General features: G+C 61.3%; 14 protein-coding genes. 3 read left to right on the forward strand and 11 right to left on the reverse strand.

Going from position 1 to position 16,679, the window contains the following annotated elements; translation table 11 throughout:
* Positions 1-24 precede the first annotated feature (24 nt).
* Together CQR48_RS06590 and CQR48_RS06595 are read right to left on the reverse strand one after the other, a co-directional pair.
* Positions 25-2,145, reverse strand: coding sequence for a DEAD/DEAH box helicase (locus CQR48_RS06590; RefSeq protein ID WP_101452408.1), 2,121 nt, complete (start codon positions 2,143-2,145; stop codon positions 25-27).
* A 289-nt stretch (positions 2,146-2,434) separates the two neighbouring features.
* The gene (locus CQR48_RS06595; RefSeq protein ID WP_101452548.1) at positions 2,435-3,307 is read right to left on the reverse strand and encodes a sulfite exporter TauE/SafE family protein; all 873 of its coding nucleotides are present in this window, start codon (positions 3,305-3,307) and stop codon (positions 2,435-2,437) included.
* Positions 3,308-3,907: 600 nt separating this feature from the next.
* On the opposite strand from CQR48_RS06595, the gene ettA reads away from it, so the two are divergent.
* The 3 genes from ettA to CQR48_RS06605 all read left to right on the forward strand — a co-directional run bounded on the left by ettA (position 3,908) and on the right by CQR48_RS06605 (position 7,014).
* Positions 3,908-5,584 (forward strand): energy-dependent translational throttle protein EttA, encoded by a 1,677-nt coding sequence (gene ettA, locus CQR48_RS06600; RefSeq protein ID WP_015450854.1) that lies wholly within the window; start codon positions 3,908-3,910, stop codon positions 5,582-5,584.
* A gap of 322 nt (positions 5,585-5,906) precedes the next feature.
* Positions 5,907-6,074 (forward strand): hypothetical protein, encoded by a 168-nt coding sequence (locus CQR48_RS09175; RefSeq protein WP_168983664.1) that lies wholly within the window; start codon positions 5,907-5,909, stop codon positions 6,072-6,074.
* Entirely contained in the window at positions 6,061-7,014 is a 954-nt protein-coding gene (locus CQR48_RS06605; RefSeq protein WP_101452409.1) for an acyl-CoA thioesterase, read from the forward strand. The genes CQR48_RS09175 and CQR48_RS06605 overlap by 14 nt, the downstream gene beginning before the upstream one ends.
* Before the next feature lie 189 nt (positions 7,015-7,203).
* Here the strand turns inward: CQR48_RS06605 and CQR48_RS06610 are convergent, their stop codons facing one another.
* The 9 genes from CQR48_RS06610 to dacB form a co-directional block, all read right to left on the reverse strand.
* Positions 7,204-7,740: a DUF3180 domain-containing protein gene (locus tag CQR48_RS06610; RefSeq protein WP_101452410.1), complete on the reverse strand. Its 537-nt coding sequence runs from the start codon at positions 7,738-7,740 to the stop codon at positions 7,204-7,206.
* A complete protein-coding gene (gene folB, locus CQR48_RS06615; protein WP_101452411.1) occupies positions 7,740-8,762 on the reverse strand; it encodes a dihydroneopterin aldolase in 1,023 nt (340 codons plus the stop codon). The genes CQR48_RS06610 and folB overlap by 1 nt, the downstream gene beginning before the upstream one ends.
* A 67-nt stretch (positions 8,763-8,829) precedes the next feature.
* Positions 8,830-9,693 carry a dihydropteroate synthase gene (folP, locus tag CQR48_RS06620; RefSeq protein ID WP_101452412.1) on the reverse strand — a complete coding sequence of 288 codons (864 nt, stop codon included), beginning with the start codon at positions 9,691-9,693 and terminating at the stop codon, positions 8,830-8,832.
* Between the two features lie 19 nt (positions 9,694-9,712).
* Entirely contained in the window at positions 9,713-10,396 is a 684-nt protein-coding gene (gene folE / locus CQR48_RS06625; RefSeq protein ID WP_257468041.1) for a GTP cyclohydrolase I FolE, read from the reverse strand.
* Positions 10,393-11,424 carry a dihydroneopterin aldolase gene (locus CQR48_RS06630; RefSeq protein ID WP_101452413.1) on the reverse strand — a complete coding sequence of 344 codons (1,032 nt, stop codon included), beginning with the start codon at positions 11,422-11,424 and terminating at the stop codon, positions 10,393-10,395. Before CQR48_RS06630 ends, folE begins: the two co-directional genes overlap by 4 nt.
* 4 nt (positions 11,425-11,428) lie before the next feature.
* Positions 11,429-13,483, reverse strand: coding sequence for an ATP-dependent zinc metalloprotease FtsH (ftsH, locus tag CQR48_RS06635; RefSeq protein WP_044091698.1), 2,055 nt, complete (start codon positions 13,481-13,483; stop codon positions 11,429-11,431).
* On the reverse strand, positions 13,480-14,043 hold the full coding sequence (hpt, locus tag CQR48_RS06640) for a hypoxanthine phosphoribosyltransferase (protein ID WP_015450863.1): 564 nt from the start codon (positions 14,041-14,043) through the stop codon (positions 13,480-13,482). The genes ftsH and hpt overlap by 4 nt, the downstream gene beginning before the upstream one ends.
* The gene (gene tilS, locus CQR48_RS06645) at positions 14,030-15,133 is read right to left on the reverse strand and encodes a tRNA lysidine(34) synthetase TilS (protein ID WP_101452414.1); all 1,104 of its coding nucleotides are present in this window, start codon (positions 15,131-15,133) and stop codon (positions 14,030-14,032) included. Before tilS ends, hpt begins: the two co-directional genes overlap by 14 nt.
* A gap of 63 nt (positions 15,134-15,196) precedes the next feature.
* The gene (dacB, locus tag CQR48_RS06650; protein WP_044282242.1) at positions 15,197-16,672 is read right to left on the reverse strand and encodes a D-alanyl-D-alanine carboxypeptidase/D-alanyl-D-alanine endopeptidase; all 1,476 of its coding nucleotides are present in this window, start codon (positions 16,670-16,672) and stop codon (positions 15,197-15,199) included.
* Positions 16,673-16,679 lie beyond the last annotated feature (7 nt).

The following is a 16,679-nucleotide window of genomic DNA, read 5'->3' on the forward strand; positions in this document are numbered from 1 at the left end:
CTGCGTTCCCGCCCGTCTGGTCACTCAGCGATGCTTCTTGCCGCCGGTATGCTTATGCCCGGTTTTATGCTTCCCCGCGGGCTTTGATTTCTTCGAGGCTTTGGATTTCTTCTCATGCTTCGCGCTGACGAATCGAACATCGTCGCGATGCTTCTTGCCCCCATGACGCCAGCCGCCGGAACGCTCGCCGAACTCGCGTTCACGCCGCTGCTTGCGATTGCGCGGGCCTTCATCGTACGACGAAATACGACGGCCGGAATGACGCTGCGGCATCTCATCGTCTCGGAACGAACGATCGACATCACGGTAGGCCGCCCGGCCGAAATCACGCATGTCATCATCACGATGCGCAGCGCCACGATCAAAACGGTTCTTGCCGTGCTTGCGATGCTCAGCGTCCTTATGGCCGTGATGCTTGGCATTGCGGTAATCCTCGGTCGCCGTGAAATCAACGGATCCCGGCTGGTTGAAGCCTTCGAAGGTTTCACGGACGTCGTCGCCCTTGTGCCCGTGCGGGGCATGGCCCTTGCCGTGTGCTCCGCCCTTGTCGTGACGATTCTTACGGTCGCGACGATCCTTATCGTCGCGGTCATGGCGGCCCTTGCGTTTGCCGCCGTCCTTCTTTTTGCCGTTTTTGCCGTGCTTGTCGCCGAAATCGACCTGACCCAAATCCCAGCCTTCAACAACAGGCGCGGTTTCGCCCACCAGTTCAAGCAGTTCGGGAGATTCAGGCGTGACCGCAACCGGTTCCGCATCGATGCCGGCGTTGCGGAACAGACGATGCGAAGACCGGCGCTGGTTCGGCAGCACCAGCGTGACCACATCGCCATGCTCGCCGGCACGCGCGGTGCGGCCCGAACGGTGAAGGAAGGACTTCGGGTCAGCCGGCGGCTCGGTCTGAATCACCAAGGCGACATCGCTGACGTCAATACCTCGCGCGGCGACATCCGTAGCGACGAGGACGCGAACGAATCCCCGCTCGAAGGCGGCAAGATGATGGTCACGCTGCTTCTGCGACAGGTTGCCCTGCAAATCGACAGCAGGGATGCCGTGCTTGACCAGCTTTTCAGCGAGCTCCTTGGCCTGATACTTGGTGCGGGTGAAGATAATACGCTTGCTGTTGCCGCTGGCGAGCGCACGAATCACTTCAGGTTTGTCGTCCTTGGTGACCTTGAACACGTGCTGGGTGAGCGTGTCGACTTGGGCGTCGGCGGCATCCACGGCATGGACCTTCGGCTCGTGGAGGAACTCATCGACAAGCTTGTCGACACCGTGGTCGAGGGTCGCGGAGAACAGCATACGTTGACCGTCCGGAGCGACTTGCGCGAGGAGTTTCTCGACGGACGGCAAAAAGCCCATATCCGCCATCTCGTCGGCTTCGTCAAGCACGGCGACACGCACGGATTCAAGGGTGAGCAGCTTCTGATTGAGCAGATCCTCAAGGCGTCCGGGGCAGGCGACGACGATTTGCGCGCCGCGGCGAAGTCCATCTACCTGGCGGCCCTGACGAACGCCGCCGTAGATGGTGACGGTACGCATGCCGTACACTTCAGCGAGCGGGCGGATGACCTCATCAATCTGGTTGACCAGCTCTCTGGTCGGCGCGAGGACGAGTGCGCGCGGATGCGGCAGCATGGCCTTCTTGCGAGCGTCCTTGTCGCCGCTGTCCTTGATGGCGCGAAAATCACGAATGGCGTCATCCGTGTCGCTGGATTGCGCAAGGCGGGCGATCAACGGAATGGAGAACGCGAGGGTTTTGCCCGAACCGGTCTGGCCTCGACCGAGAATATCGCGTCCGGCGAGGGAATCCGGCAGCGTGTCCGCCTGAATGGGGAACGCCGTGGTTTTGCCGTCACGTTCGAGCGCATCGACCAGTTCGCGCGGAACCCCGAGCTCGGCGAAGGTGCGCGGCGGTTCGTCGCGGTGTGCAGCGGAATCGGCCGCCGCAGCCTCTGCTGCCGCGACGTACTTGCTCTCATGAAGTTCTTCCTCGATGTTCTGGTTCTTGAAGGAGGAATTCTTGCCGTCACGTCGATTGAAGCGCTTGCCGCCCTTGCGCTCCCCCTTGCCGTGGTGTTTGAAGGAATTGCCATGCCGCTTGTTGTCGTGCTTGTGGGCATGCTGAGAAGATTTGGAATCAGTCACTATGTTCTTTCGATCGTATGTCGGTCGCAATCGCGACCCAGCCGCACTCCCGCGGCGTTATTCAGACACTTCAGTTTATCGCGAGGTATCGAATTCGACGCGCGGCTGGCACGATGGTTCAAGCGGCGAGGCAGCAGTGGGTTACATCGATGACAGCGGTGGCGACGGGGTGAAGGCGGGGTTGAACGCAAGACGGTGTGAAAGCGGAGTGGCGAACGCAGGTCGGTGAACGCGGGTCTGCGAACACGGGCGATGGACGTTGGCGGGAAATCTGGAGCGCAGTCCACAATCAGTAAGTCTTGATGGCCAGGTCGATGGTCAGGGCAATGCCGGCGATCACCGCGGCGATGCGCATGATACGAGCAGGGATTTTCCGAGTGATTGGCGGGGCGATGTAGCTGCCGGCGAAGCAGCCGAGGCACATCACGATGGCCAACGGCCAATCGACGACGCCACGCGCGATAAACACCAAGGATGCGCTCATATTCGCGCCCCACCCGATCAGGGTTTTGAGCGCGTTGACCTGATGGAACGGTCCGATGCCGGCGGCGTCAAGCACCGCAAGGACCAACGTGCCCGCGCCGGCTCCGAAATAGCCGCTGTAGATTGCGCAGCATGACACGCCAAGCCAGACCCACCACGGGTCTTCGGAGAGCGGCTCGGTTTGTGTGCGGACGAGCGGGCGGGAACGCCGCTTCCCTGTATTGCCGTCCGGCGATGCCTCATTCAGTCCCAGCTGGACAGCTTGCGCCTGCGCTGCCGCGGCGGCCTGCCTGGCTTCGGCGCGCCCGCGCGGATTGAGGGCGATTGCGGCACTGCTCAGGGCAATCAGCGGCGGGACAACGAATTCGAAGACCTTCGGGTCGAGTTCAAGCAGCAGCAACGCCCCCAGGATGCCGCCGACCACGCCAATCGACACGTAAATCGCGGCCCTGAGGTGCAATCCATGCAACTCCTTGCGCGCACCGAGCGCACCGCCGAATCCCGTGCCCAGCACGCCAACCGTGTTCGACGCGTTGGCGAGGACGGGCGGCACTCCCAGCGCCAACAGCGCAGGGTAGGAAATCAGCGATGATGCGCCCACAGCGTACCCCACGAAGCCGGCTCCGACGCCGGCGAGCGCCACCAACAGCAGGGTGAGTACCGAGTATCCAGCAATCATGATGTATCTCACCTCCGCGGGCGCAACGGCAATGTGATTGCCGGTGTTGCAGTATTTCCGAGTGTTTGCAACTGACAGACGCGAATCCGGAATCATCGAGCCCAGTCGATTGATCGTCCCGCCAATCGCAAGTCCTGTTAATCCAAGTCCTGTCAATCGATAGTCTTGTCTATCGCAAGTCCAGACGAAGGATAATCCCGTCAATCGCATGTCCCGCCGATTGATAGTACGAGGAAGGCGAGGAGGCGTCCACTTTCCCGTCCAAGATACGAACAGCAACGACGGGCCGGGGGCGACCGCGATGTCGCACATCGGGCAGATACCGGCCCAATCCCGCGCCACACCAACCCAATCAGCCCGTCATGCGACCACACCGTCGCACCGCGGGAAGATACCGACCCATCAGACTCTCCGAACCACCTAAATCTGCCCGCCATGCAACCCACCAATCACACAACTCGCCGAAACCCGATGCCCCACCCGCGCGCCCCGTCAGCGACCCACCCGCTGTAGACCGTATACGCCATAATGGAAGGGTTATTGTGACCGATTACATTCCATATGCGCCTCCCCGGCGCACATCAGGAGAACGGAACAACTTTGGCTGAGTTTATTTATCAAATGATCAAGGCGCGCAAGGCCTACGGCGACCGGGTCATCCTCGACGACGTGACCTTGAGCTTCCTGCCAGGCGCGAAGATCGGCGTAGTGGGCCCCAACGGCATGGGCAAGTCCACGCTGCTGCGCATCATGGCCGGTCTCGACACCGTCTCGAACGGCGAAGCGACCCTCACCCCGGGCTACACGGTCGGCATCCTCCAGCAGGATCCGCCGCTCGACGAAGACAAGACCGTCGGCGAGAACATCAAGATGGCGTTCGGTCCGATTGCCGAGAAGGTTGAGCGCTTCAACCAAATCGGCGAGGAAATGGCGAATCCCGACGCCGATTACGACGCCCTCATGGAGGAAATGGGCAAGCTGCAGACCGAAATCGACGCCGCCAACGGCTGGGATCTCGACTCCCAACTCGAGCAGGCGATGGACGCGCTGCAGTGCCCCGACCCCGACACCCCGGTCAGCGTGTGCTCCGGTGGCGAGCGCCGTCGTGTTGCCCTGTGCCGTCTGCTGCTTGAAGCCCCCGACCTGCTGCTGCTCGACGAGCCCACCAACCATCTGGACGCCGAATCGATCCTGTGGCTCGAACAGTTCCTGCACCAGTACAAGGGCGCCGTCATCGCTGTCACCCACGACCGCTACTTCATGGACAACGTGGCCGAATGGATTTGCGAGGTCGACCGCGGCCACCTGTACCCGTACAAGGGCAACTACTCCACGTATCTGGAGACGAAAGCCAAGCGTATGGAAATCCAGGGCGCCAAGGACGCCAAGCTCGCCAAGCGCCTAAAGAACGAGCTCGACTGGGTGCGTTCCTCGCCGAAGGCCCGTCAGGCCAAGAACAAGGCGCGTCTCGAGCGCTACGACCAGATGGAAGAGGAGGCACGCAACTCCAAGAAGCTTGACTTCTCCGAAATCCAGATCCCGCCGGGGCCGCGTCTGGGCTCGCAGGTGCTGGAAGCCGAACATATTCACAAGGCGTTCGGCGACCGCGTGCTCATCGACGATCTGAGCTTCACGCTGCCGCGTAACGGCATCGTCGGCGTGATCGGTCCGAACGGCGTGGGCAAGTCCACCCTGTTCAAGACAATCGTCGGTCTGGAGCCGCTCACTTCAGGCAAGCTCACCATCGGCGACACCGTCAAGATTTCCTACGTCGACCAGAACCGTGCGGGCCTCGACCCGAACAAGAACCTGTGGGAGGCCGTCTCCGGCGGGCTTGACTTCATCGAGGTCGGCGGCGTGGAAGTGCCCACCCGCGCCTATGTGGCAAGCTTCGGTTTCAAAGGCTCCGACCAGCAGAAGCTCGTGAGCATGCTCTCGGGCGGCGAGCGCAACCGCCTGAATCTGGCGCTGACACTCAAGCAGGGCGGCAATCTGCTGCTGCTCGACGAGCCGACCAACGACCTTGATGTCGAAACGCTGGAAAGCCTGGAAAATGCGTTGCTCGAATTCCCCGGCTGCGCTGTGGTCATCTCCCACGACCGCTGGTTCCTCGACCGCATCGCCACGCATATCCTCGCGTGGGAGGGCACGGACGAGAATCCGGCGCACTGGTACTGGTTCGAAGGCAACTTCCAAGCGTATGAGGAAAACAAGGTCGCGCGCCTCGGCGAGGACGCGGCACGGCCTCATCGTCTGCATCGCAAGCTGACGCGTTAGTAGCATGCGGATGCGTTCGCCGGTGCTCTACATCGTGCGATAGGCGAACGGCAATCAATCATGGAACCTCCCAGTCGGGCAACCGACCGGGAGGTTCTTGAGTTTTGGGCTTGGGCCTTGGGTTCTGGTCTTGGGTTTGGTTCTTGGATTTCTTGGTATGCTCTTTCGTCGAATCCGACCGGAATCAAGCACGGGGCGGCGCCCGGTTCACCTTGCAGCCACCGGATGTTCACCCGACGCCACCGTGCGTTTACACGCGTGAGGACAAGTCGAATCGCAACGGAAATACACACCTGCTGTACTGTGTCATAACACTCGGCACATGCGCAGGATGCGGATTTCGTTGACGAAAACGGATTTCACCGCGAAATCCGAAGATATTCCGTCAAACGGATTAGACTACACCATGCGGCGCATGACGCCGACCGAATACGCGCTCACCGCACTGGCCGGCGGGCATGCAGAAAAGAGCGACTATGACGCACAGTGAATCGATGACACCGCTGAAGCATCTGGTGAAGGTGCTGCAGCTTGGCACCCCTTCCCCGCATCGGGACCATACCTACATCAATGGGGAAAGCCTGTATTTCCCCACGGGGCGCGTCTATGGCGGCCAGGTGATCGCCCAGTCCGTCATTGCCGCGGCGAAAACCGTGCCCGGCGGACGTCTGCCCCATTCCGTCCACGGGTATTTCATCGCCGCCGGCGATATTCACCAGGATGTGCTCTTCGATGTGGAAACCTTGCGTGACGGGCATTCCTTCTCATCTAGGCGCGTCAATGTCACGCAGGCGCAGGGGCCGATTCTCACCGCCATCGCGAGCTTCCAGGAAACCGGCCAACGGGGTGTCGAATTCGCCGATCCGATGCCGGCCGATGTGCCGGGTCCAGAAGGACTGACCAGCGCCAAACAACTGATGGAACCGTATGCGGAAAAGTCTCCGTTCGCTGATTTCTACGCCAGCAAATCCCCATTCGACATCCGTCATGTGACGCCGACCATCATGTTGGGCGCCGACCACAAGTCCGCGGACCGGGACAGTGGGCGTCAGATGGTGTGGATGAAGGCGGATGGGACCGCAGACGTGCCGCAGGTGATGCATCGGGCGATGCTGGCGCTCGGCTGCGACCAGATCATGATGGAGCCGGTGCTGCGGCGCGCGGGGCTGAGCATTTCGACACCTGGGATTTCCTATGCGTCCATCGACCATTCGATGTGGTGGTATCGGGATATCGACATCAACCAGTGGCATTTGTATGTGCAGGATACGCCGACCGCCGCTCATGGACGTGGGCTGGCGCTCGCGAAGGTGTATTCGCGCGACGGCGAACTGGTCGCGGTGATGGCACAGGAAGCCATGATCCGCGTCCCAGACAAGACCCTCGAAACCTTGCAATCCGGCAGCGAAACCAGCAACACCGCGGCGTAGCCGGTTCGTTTTCCCAAACTAGCTATGCAAACCCACTCTCAGCGTCACCAGTTTGGGGATATTCACAAACTGGTGACAGAAAACCGGGCACAAGCGTAACCAGTTTGGGAAACACCCAGTTTGGTGAGAACCACCAACCTTCTGCCGACGCTGACGACGCACTCACTGTCGGCAGAAGCGGCACGCACACTAGCTGCGTTTGGCGACGCCGCCACGGACGAGTTGACGCTGTTGACGCTGGCGCTCCTTGATCTTCGGGTTCTCCGGCCCCTCATCGGGCGGCAACTGACAGAACCACTCGCTGATGATGCCGATGATCATGTCAATCAAGCTGACCGCCGCCGCGATAGCGCATTCGCGAATCGCCCCCGCATAATACGGCGCATCGCTGTGTGGCAACGCGATGATCAACTGCACCCCGTACCAGCCAAGCAAAAACGCCGCAGCAAGCCCCAGCGCCTTCGACAGGATCAGCGTATTGACCGCACGCTCGGGATCAAGCCTGCGTGTACGTTTCTTCGGATCAGTCCGCGCGTAAATACGCACCTGGATCGCCAACCCCAGCACCACCAGTCCCATGACCAGCATGACCACCGACACCACAATCGGCGCACCAAGCATGTCAAACTGGATGTTTTCCGCGACTTTCGTCACACCCACACTGAGCAGACAGCCTGCCAGCACCGCAATCGCGTACTGCCACCACGGGGTTCTTCGCATGATCATCAATCTCCTTGCGTATCGGGATTCCCTAGGTTGTCCGCTTGTGCAACCATCCAATCGTCACAGACGACCTCCACACTGTGCGCGTCCGGGGTATTGCGCGCAAGTTCGGTGACCTTGCCGCCATGCGGGCCGGCGAGCCGCGCGTCGCAATCGACCTGAGCCCACGGCACAAGCACAAAAGCACGCTGCCACGCCCGTGGATGCGGCAACGTCAACGTCGGGTCGTCGCACACCATGCCGTCGACATCGATGATATCAATGTCAAGCGGCCGTGATGCCCAATGCTGGCCGTGATCGCGGCCGGCGCTTTGCTCAATATCGTGGATCGTCTGCAGCAGCTCCCGCGGTCTGCGCGTGGTGGATGCCAGCACGATGGCGTTGAGGAAATCCGGCGTATTCTGCGGCATTCCCCACGCCTTGGTGCGATACAGCGACGACACGCCAGTGATCTGCGTGCCCTCGATCGCATCAAGCTGCCGGACGGCGTCGCGCAACACCCCGGTGATGGCAGCGGTATTTCCGCCCTGGTTCGCACCGAGAGACAACACGACGTGGTGAACGCTCCGAGCGCTGCCCTCATGCCGATCGCCGCAATCCTTGTGATTGCTGTAATCTCCACAATCACCGACCGCAACGTCATCGTCCGCTGGGGCAGTCAGGCAATCCTCGGCATCCCTGGTGATGGTCACGCTCACATCAGTGAAGGGCACGGTGATCGGCGCATGCGGCTTATGAACGGTGACCGTGACCCGCCTAACCCGCTCAAATGCGAGCAACGCGTCGGCGACAAGCTGGGCGAGCCGTTCGATCAGATCGACATGCTCCCCTTCGATAATCCCGACGATCGCCTTCGCCGCCCGGCCATAATCCACCGTGTCATCGAGCGCGTCAGACCGGCCGGCAGCGCGCAAATCAAGCTCGATTGCCGCATCGACGATGAACGGCTGAGGCCGCGTATGCTCATGCTCCAGCACGCCATGCGTACCTTGCGCACGGATTCCTGTGAGCGTGATGGTGTCCATGTGCGCAGCTCCTTTCCAAATAACGAATGCCGCATTCAGCCCAAGTTCAGCACGCAATCAGCCCACATCACGCGTTGGCGTAGGTCCGCCACATGGTGCCCATCGTGACGGCGGCCAGCGATTTGGCGACATCATGGACACGCACAGCCCACGCGCCATGTTCGGCGCACACGGCGGACAATGCGGCGGTCGCATCATCCCGCGCCGCCATATTGCCGGGGTCAATCCCCGCATCAGCGAGGAAACGCTTGCGAGACGCGCCGATCAGTACCGGATACCCGCTCGCGCGCAAGGTATCCAAGCCGACAAGCAGGGGGAAATTATGCGCCGCGCTCGGCTTGGAGAACCCCAGCCCCGGATCGATGATGATCTGTTCTGGCCTGACTCCGGCGGCCAGCACATCGTCGACCTGTCTGAGCAGCTCCTCACGGACATCGTGCATGACACCGCCCGTGTACACGGAGGTATCGGCATCCGGGGTCGCGCCCTGCGAGCCCGAAAGCCAGCCGCGCCAATGCTGGACGATATACAGACAGTCGTGTTCGGCGACCACATGCGGAACCTGTGGATCCAAACGGCCGCCTGACACATCGTTGATAATCGACGCGCCCGCTTCCAAAGCCGCTTCTGCCACACTGGCGCGGGTGGTGTCGATGGACAGCGGCACGCCGGTGTCTGCAAGCGCATGAACCGCACCGAGCACGCGATTGAGCTCGTCCTGCTCGCTGACACGTTTGGCGCCGGGACGGGTGGATTCTGCGCCGATATCGATAATCTGCGCCCCCGCCTTAGCCAATGCATGGCCGTGCTCGGCGGCGGCCTGGGGATCAAGCCACTTGCCTCCGTCCGAGAATGAATCTTCGGTGATATTGAGCACCCCCATCACCATGGTGTTGGGGGCATCGTGCAACGCCTGCAATGCTTGGTCCATGTGTGCCTTCTTTCCGTGTTCACCGCTGCGAGAAGATCAGGCTCATCGCTTCGGCTCTGGTCGTCGGGTCCTTCATGATTCCGCGAACCGCCGATGTCGTGGTGCGGGCTTGGGATTTTTTCACGCCCCGCATGGACATGCACAAGTGCTCGCACTCCGTGACCACGATGACACCGCGCGCATCCGCATACTCCATGAGCGCGTCCGCAATCTGTTGGGTGAGCCGTTCCTGGACTTGCGGGCGGCGCGCGTACACGTCCACCAGCCGCGCGAGTTTGCTCAGTCCGACAACGGCCCCGTGCGAGGGGATATAGCCGACGTGCGCGACGCCGTGGAACGGGAGCAGATGATGTTCGCACACCGAATACAGTTCGATATCGCGTACCAGAACCATTTCATCGGTGTCCACCGGGAATCGCTTCTCCAGGACCTGCTGCGGATTGCTGTGCAGACCCGCGAACAGCTCATGCGAAGCGCGGGCGATCCGATCGGGAGTGTCGAGCAGACCATCGCGATCCGGGTCTTCGCCGATTGCTTTGAGATACATCCTCACGGCGGTGCGGATCGCCGCATCATCAATGCCATCATCGGGTGTGCCTTGCTGATGAGCCGCGCATGGAGCACCGGCCACGCCGGTCGTAGCGGCAGTAGCAATCTGACTGGCTTGACCGGCTTGACGGTTCGTTTCGTCCGTGCTGTTCATTGCATTCCTCCTAGAATCCAGCTGTCCGACAGCAACCCCACTTGCGTCGCATCCGGAGCGAGTGCCAACAGGTAGGACAGCGGGTCGCCGTCAAAGCTGGCATCCGGCTCAATATCCATCCACGGAGCGAGGATCGACGCCTTGGTTTTCGCTTCCTGCCAGCCGACCTGTTCATGCCGGCCGTCCTCGGCATCAGAGCGCATGGTCACTGCGTGCAATGCAAGTGTGTCGCGATGCTTGTCGTTGATGGAAGCCAACAGGTGGCTGAGTGCGGCAAGGTCCAGCCGTGTATCGACAAGCACCACCGCTGACATTGAATCCGGGCCGTCGATGGCGCTGACGTGGTACAGCGGCGAGATTCCGGTCACTTGGTTGCCGGGCACACTGTCCAAGGCGACAACCGCGGCGCGCATCAGGTGTTCCCCGTCCCCGCTGCCACCACACATGGCGATTACGGCGTGGGAAGGTTGCTGCGCCGGCACTCGCGTGGGATTGGCATGCCTTTCTGTGACGCCGGATTGGCTGGCGCTGTGTCGTCCGCCATCTGACGGGTTGCCGGCGTACGCATCGCCGCCGCTCTCACCGCTGTCTTGCCTCGGCACTAATCCGCTCGCCTGCGCCGCCGGCGTAGCGCCGACACGGCTGTCATCGTCCGCCATACGATGAACGTTCACAACGATTTCGTCGATGTCCGCCCCGTGCGGGTGACCGGCATGAAGCACGACATCGACCGAGTGGACCCTGTGGGACAGCAGCACCGCCTGCGCGATGCGTCCTGCAATCGTTTCTACTAGCGCACACTCGTATGCGCCGGCCGCCATGACCTGCCGCACCCGATCGGTCAGCTGGGCGTAATCCACGGTTTGTGTGATGTCATCGCCGGCGATGGCTTCCCGCAGATCAAGCGTGACCGTGACATCGGCACGCAGATCACGCCACCGCGGCGCGTCGTCATGGCCAGAACAAGCGGACGGGGATCCGCCCTGCCCTGCGGCGGTGCGAATCCCCGTCAATCGTATGGAATCCATATGGTCACTCGCCCGGCTTCATTCCAACACCGCGTTTGAGTGAGTCCGGAATCTCGACCGGAGGCTTGTCGGAATCCGGCCTACGTTCGTCAGACAGCCATACCTCGCGCTTCGGAGCCTTCTTCACATTCGCGAAGATTTCGGCGAGTTCCTTCTCATTGAGGGTCTCCTTGACCAGCAGCTGGCGGACCAGTTCGTCGAGGATGTCACGGTTGTCGTTAATCGCGTTCCACGCTTCGGTATGCGCGTTCTCGATTAGCTTGTCAACTTCCTCATCGATGATTTCAGCGGTGCGCTCCGAGTACGGGCGGGGCTTCAACCCGTCGTAATCGTCCTGGGCGTCCGCATTGTCCCACTTGATTGCGCCGAGCTTCGAAGAGAAACCATATTCGAGCACCATCTTGCGGGCAATCTGCGTCGCCTTCTCGATATCGTTCGACGCGCCTGTGGTCGGGTCGTGGAACACAATCTCCTCAGCGGTACGCCCGCCCATCGCGTACGCCATCTGGTCCAGCAGCTGGTTACGCGTTTCGGAATAGCGGTCCGAGGTCGGCATGACGGCCGTGTAGCCCAAGGCGCGGCCTCGCGGCAGAATCGTCACCTTGGTGACCGGGTCCGTGTCGTGCATGCACGCGGCAACCAAGGCGTGGCCGCCCTCATGGTAGGCGGTGTTGCGCAACTCGTTGAGCGCCATGCCCTTCGACTGGCGCTTCGGTCCGGCCTGCACACGGTCGATGGCCTCGTCAATGGCACGGTTGTCGATCAGCTGGGCACCGGCACGGGCGCACAGCAGCGCGGCCTCGTTGAGCACATTCGCCAAATCAGCGCCCGTGAAACCAGGCGTACGCACGGCGACCATATGCAGGTCGACGTCCGGCACGAACGGCTTGCCCTTGGCATGGACCTTCAAAATCGCCTCGCGGCCTTCAAGATCTGGGGCTTCGACGGCAACCTGACGGTCGAAACGCCCTGGACGCAGCAACGCCGGGTCAAGCACATCTGGGCGGTTCGTCGCGGCGATAATAATCAGGTTCGTATCGTTGTCAAAGCCGTCCATCTCGACGAGCAGCTGATTGAGGGTCTGCTCGCGTTCGTCGTGCCCGCCGCTCATGCCAGAGCCACGCTTGCGGCCGACAGCGTCGATTTCGTCGATAAAGATGATGGCCGGGGCGTTCTTCTTCGCCTCATCGAACAGTTCACGCACACGCGAGGCGCCAAGGCCGACGAACATCTCGACGAAGTCCGAGCCGGAAGTCGCGTAGAACGGCACGCCCGCCTCGCCTGCGATGGCGCGCGCGAGCAGCGTCTTACCGGTTCCAGGAGGACCGTAGAGCAGCACACCACGAGGAATACGGGCACCCAAGGCCTTGTACTTGGAAGGATCCTTGAGGAAGTCCTTGATTTCCTCGACCTCCTGCAGTGCAGCGTCCTCACCCTTGACGTCGGCGAACCGGGTGCTCGGGGTCTGACCTTCAAGCAGCTTCCCGCTGTTCTTGCGCCCGCCCATGCCGAGCATGCCGTTGCTCATGCGGCTCATCATGAACCACAGGAGCCCCAGGAAAATAATCAACGGCAGGATGGACGTGATGAGATAGGACATCGCGCTCGTCTGCTGCATGTTGGATGTCCAGCCGTCACTCGGGTCGTCCTTCTGCACGGCCTTGATGATATCCGCGCCTTGGGCGAAGGTGTAGTAGAACTGGACGTTCTTGCCGTAATTATGCGTCTTGCCCTGTGCGTCGGTCTTCGTGTAGTCGTTCTTGAGCTCAAGCTTGACCAGCTGCCGGTTGTCAATCACTTCGGCGTAGGTGGCCTGCCCGTCCTCAAGCAGTTTCAGACCGTCCTGCGTGTTGATGGTCTGTGTACCGCTGGAGGCGAAGAGTTGGAACGCGCCGATGGTCAGCAGCACCAGCACCACGACCCACAGCCAAGGGGACTGCCACCACGGGTGATCCCCGTTGCCTCCCTTCGGCGAGTTATCGGAATCGCCACGGCGGAATGGATTGCCGTTGTTTCCGCCCATAGGCGGCCGCTGCTGCGGGCCTTGCGGATAGCTCATGCCTGTTCTCCTTGGTATACTTCCGGCTTCAGCACCGCGATCGAATCGAGATTGCGGAAGCGTTCGTCATAATCGAGGCCGAATCCGACGACGAACTCGTCAGGGACCTCGTACCCCTTGTACTTTACCTGCACGTCGACTTCACGACGGGACGGCTTCTCCAACAGCGCGAAGACCTCCACGGATTGTGCACCTCGGCGCTTGAGTTCCTCGACCAACCATGCGAGCGTACGCCCGGAATCCACGATGTCCTCAACGATGAGCACGTTGCGGCCGCGTACATCCGTCGACAAATCCTGGCGAACCGTAATCGTGCCGCTGCTTGACGTTCCCGACCCGTAGCTGGACAGGCTCATGAAATCCATCTGCACCGGGATGCTCATCGCCTGCGAGAAGGCGACCATGGTGTTGACCGCCCCCTTGAGCACGGCGACGAGCAGAGGGTCCTTGCCGCGGTAGTCCTCACTCGCCTGCGCGGCGACCTCATTGATTTTCTTGTGGATATCTGCCTTGCTGATCAACTCGTGGTCGATCCGGTCCTGAACATCAGCGATTTTCATGCCCACTATCTTGGCACACGCGAATGACGTGTTTCTTGCGGAAAGCTTGGTAACCACTGGGAAGCGACACCACACCTTGGCCATGCCAGTCAACGATGAGACGCTCAATCGATTCGATGTGCTGTATTGACGCGGCAATGCCGAGATTCGCGCACACCATCGCAATAACTCGTATTCTGATCGCGGCAGGCAGGGAGAACATCGCCTTCGCGTCCAGCGAACACCCGAGGCTTCCCCCGGTTTCCTCCGGTGTGACGACGGAATCGTAGGCAACCAGTGCTTTGGACTCGAGATAATCCCGGTCTCTGGCGGCGATATCGGTGTATTGGGCGAGATGACCGGCCATGTCGCCGCCCGCGATGTCGTCAAGCAACGGCATGAGGTCGTGCCGAATCCGGGAACGCAGCGGGTAGTCACGCGGCAACCGCTCCCCCTGGGGGATGTTGTCGCCGTTGGTCGGGTCATCCCACCAGCTGATTCCCAAATCGCGGCATATCGCAGTCGTCTGCTTCCGTGTGATGCCGAGGAACGGGCGCAACAGCATCACATCGTCATACCGGTTGTTACATTCGCGCATGCCGTCCAGCACGTCGACACCGCCTGAACGCATCAGCCCCATGATGATGGTCTCCGCCTGGTCGTCCCTCGTGTGGGCGAGCAGAATGGCCTGCGCTCCACACGCGCGCGCCTCGTCGAACATCGCCTCGTATCTGGCGTCCCGAGCCGCCGCCTCCGGGCCGTTGCCGTCTTGATTGACGTGCACAATGCGCACGATCACCGGGTCAAGCCCCAAATCCACACACGTGCTCGCCGCTTGCGCAGCCACACCGGCGGACCCTTCCTGCATGCGGTGGTCGATAATCATGGCTCCGCAGCGCAATCCCAAGGTTCCGCACACGATGTGGGCGAGCGCGGCGAGCGCCAAGGAATCACGGCCGCCCGAGCATGCGACCAACACGAGGGGCGCATCGCCCGCAGGAGTGTGCGTGCCGTGCTGCGCGAATTGTTCGCCCTGCCGTCCGAGGCCGGCCCGTTCCAAGCATCCGCGCAGCTTGCCAATGGCGGATTTCAAGGTTGCCGTGTATGCCATGCCGACTCCTTACAGCTTCTGATTCTTACAGCCCAATGCGATCTTTACAGCCCATTACAGCCCTTACAGCCCGGCCAACGAGCTCATGAACGTGTTGATAGCGATTCGCGCCGAATACAGATTCGTTGGATTGTTGACGATTACGGCGAAGGACAGCAACCCGCCTTTGGTTCGGGACACATTGCCCGCCATGGAGGTGACCTGCGCGAGGCTGCCGGTTTTCACGCGCAACTGGCCTGCCACCGATTGATCGGTCAGACGGTTCTTCGCGGTGCCGACGAGCCCGGGGATGGACAGACCTTCCGCCTGTGCCACCGCGGCGCCGATCTTGACATTGCGTTCCTGGACCTCCACCAGCGTGGTGGCGGTGAGCCTTGAACCGTCGGACAGACCGGAGCAGTCGGCCATCACGAGCCCGTTGGTGGACACGCCCAATTTGTCGAGTTCCTGTTTGACGGCCGTAGTCGCCCCGGTGGGACTGTTCTCGTTGCCGGTCGCGTTGGCGAGCAGACGCCCGAATTCCTCGGCGAGCGTGTTGTCGGAGTGTCGCAATGTGAACGCCATGATTTCGGCAAGCGTCGCGGACTGGACGGTCGCAATCGGAGACAACCCCTGGGGCACACGCTGCGCGGATGGGCTGCCGTTCACCGTGATGCCGTATTGCGTAAGGCGTTGCGCGAATGTCGATGCCGCATCCACCGCCGGAGTCATAGAGAGCAACGGATAACTGGTGAACAGGTCGGGGTCGTGCTTGTCGTCGGCAGTCCATTGGCGCCCACCGTCAACCGCCATCGAGGACACCGCCGTGTAATACATGTTGCCCGGGTTGTTCTTCGCAATAGTCGCGGGATACCTCGGATCGGCGAACACCGTGTCATCATATTTCAATGTGACCGATGTGATTCCACGTTGGTTGAGCGCAGCGGCGGTGTCACTCGCAAGCGTTCCCAGGCCTGCGCGACCGTTGACATGATTGGGGTCGCTCTGCCCCGACCCCAGCAGCATGTCCCCGCTGCCTTTGAGATACACAGTGGCGGATTGCCCGCTGCCTTCGAGATAGGCTCCTGTCTCCAGCGTTGAGCCCATGTCCAAAACCGATGAGGCGGCGAGCGCCGTCAGCGTTTTCATCGTCGAAGCGGGTTCGCGCTGGGTTTGTGGCTCATGGCTTGCGACGACAGTGCCTTTCGCATCCGCGATGACGATGGAGAAATCGGTTCCGACGCTGGGATCCGCGGCGAATGCGTCAATCAGCTGTTGTGCAGCGGTGGCGTCGATGGCGCGTGTTCTGTCGGCTTTGCCGGTGAGGACCGATGCCGCGCGTGCAGATTGTGGGCTTGCATAGGAGGGATTGGCGACGTCGGACAAGGTGAGCACTCCGGGCAGGACGTCAGTCATATCACCGATGGCATAGCCAATGACCAGCAGCATGGTCACGGCGGATGATATGGCGATACGCAACAGCCGGTTTGTTTGTGTCCGCTGTTGCCTGCGCAGCTCCACCCGTGCTCCCACCACGCACTCCTTCCGTCGGACGGTCATTTCGCCT

The sequence above is a fragment of the Bifidobacterium thermophilum genome (assembly GCF_002846655.1).
GTDB classification, from domain to species: domain Bacteria; phylum Actinomycetota; class Actinomycetes; order Actinomycetales; family Bifidobacteriaceae; genus Bifidobacterium; species Bifidobacterium thermophilum.

Bases quoted from the DNA above. Each gene is read 5' to 3' on its own strand.
- CQR48_RS06595 (WP_101452548.1), bottom strand. From the start codon at position 3,307: ATGATTGCTGGATACTCGGTACTCACCCTGCTGTTGGTGGCGCTCGCC.
- CQR48_RS09175 (WP_168983664.1), top strand. From the start codon at position 5,907: ATGCGCAGGATGCGGATTTCGTTGACGAAAACGGATTTCACCGCGAAA.
- CQR48_RS06605 (WP_101452409.1), top strand. From the start codon at position 6,061: ATGACGCACAGTGAATCGATGACACCGCTGAAGCATCTGGTGAAGGTG.
- CQR48_RS06610 (WP_101452410.1), bottom strand. From the start codon at position 7,740: ATGATCATGCGAAGAACCCCGTGGTGGCAGTACGCGATTGCGGTGCTG.
- folB (WP_101452411.1), bottom strand. From the start codon at position 8,762: ATGGACACCATCACGCTCACAGGAATCCGTGCGCAAGGTACGCATGGC.
- folP (WP_101452412.1), bottom strand. From the start codon at position 9,693: ATGGACCAAGCATTGCAGGCGTTGCACGATGCCCCCAACACCATGGTG.
- folE (WP_257468041.1), bottom strand. From the start codon at position 10,396: ATGAACAGCACGGACGAAACGAACCGTCAAGCCGGTCAAGCCAGTCAG.
- CQR48_RS06630 (WP_101452413.1), bottom strand. From the start codon at position 11,424: ATGGATTCCATACGATTGACGGGGATTCGCACCGCCGCAGGGCAGGGC.
- ftsH (WP_044091698.1), bottom strand. From the start codon at position 13,483: ATGAGCTATCCGCAAGGCCCGCAGCAGCGGCCGCCTATGGGCGGAAAC.
- hpt (WP_015450863.1), bottom strand. From the start codon at position 14,043: ATGAAAATCGCTGATGTTCAGGACCGGATCGACCACGAGTTGATCAGC.
- tilS (WP_101452414.1), bottom strand. From the start codon at position 15,133: ATGGCATACACGGCAACCTTGAAATCCGCCATTGGCAAGCTGCGCGGA.
- dacB (WP_044282242.1), bottom strand. From the start codon at position 16,672: ATGACCGTCCGACGGAAGGAGTGCGTGGTGGGAGCACGGGTGGAGCTG.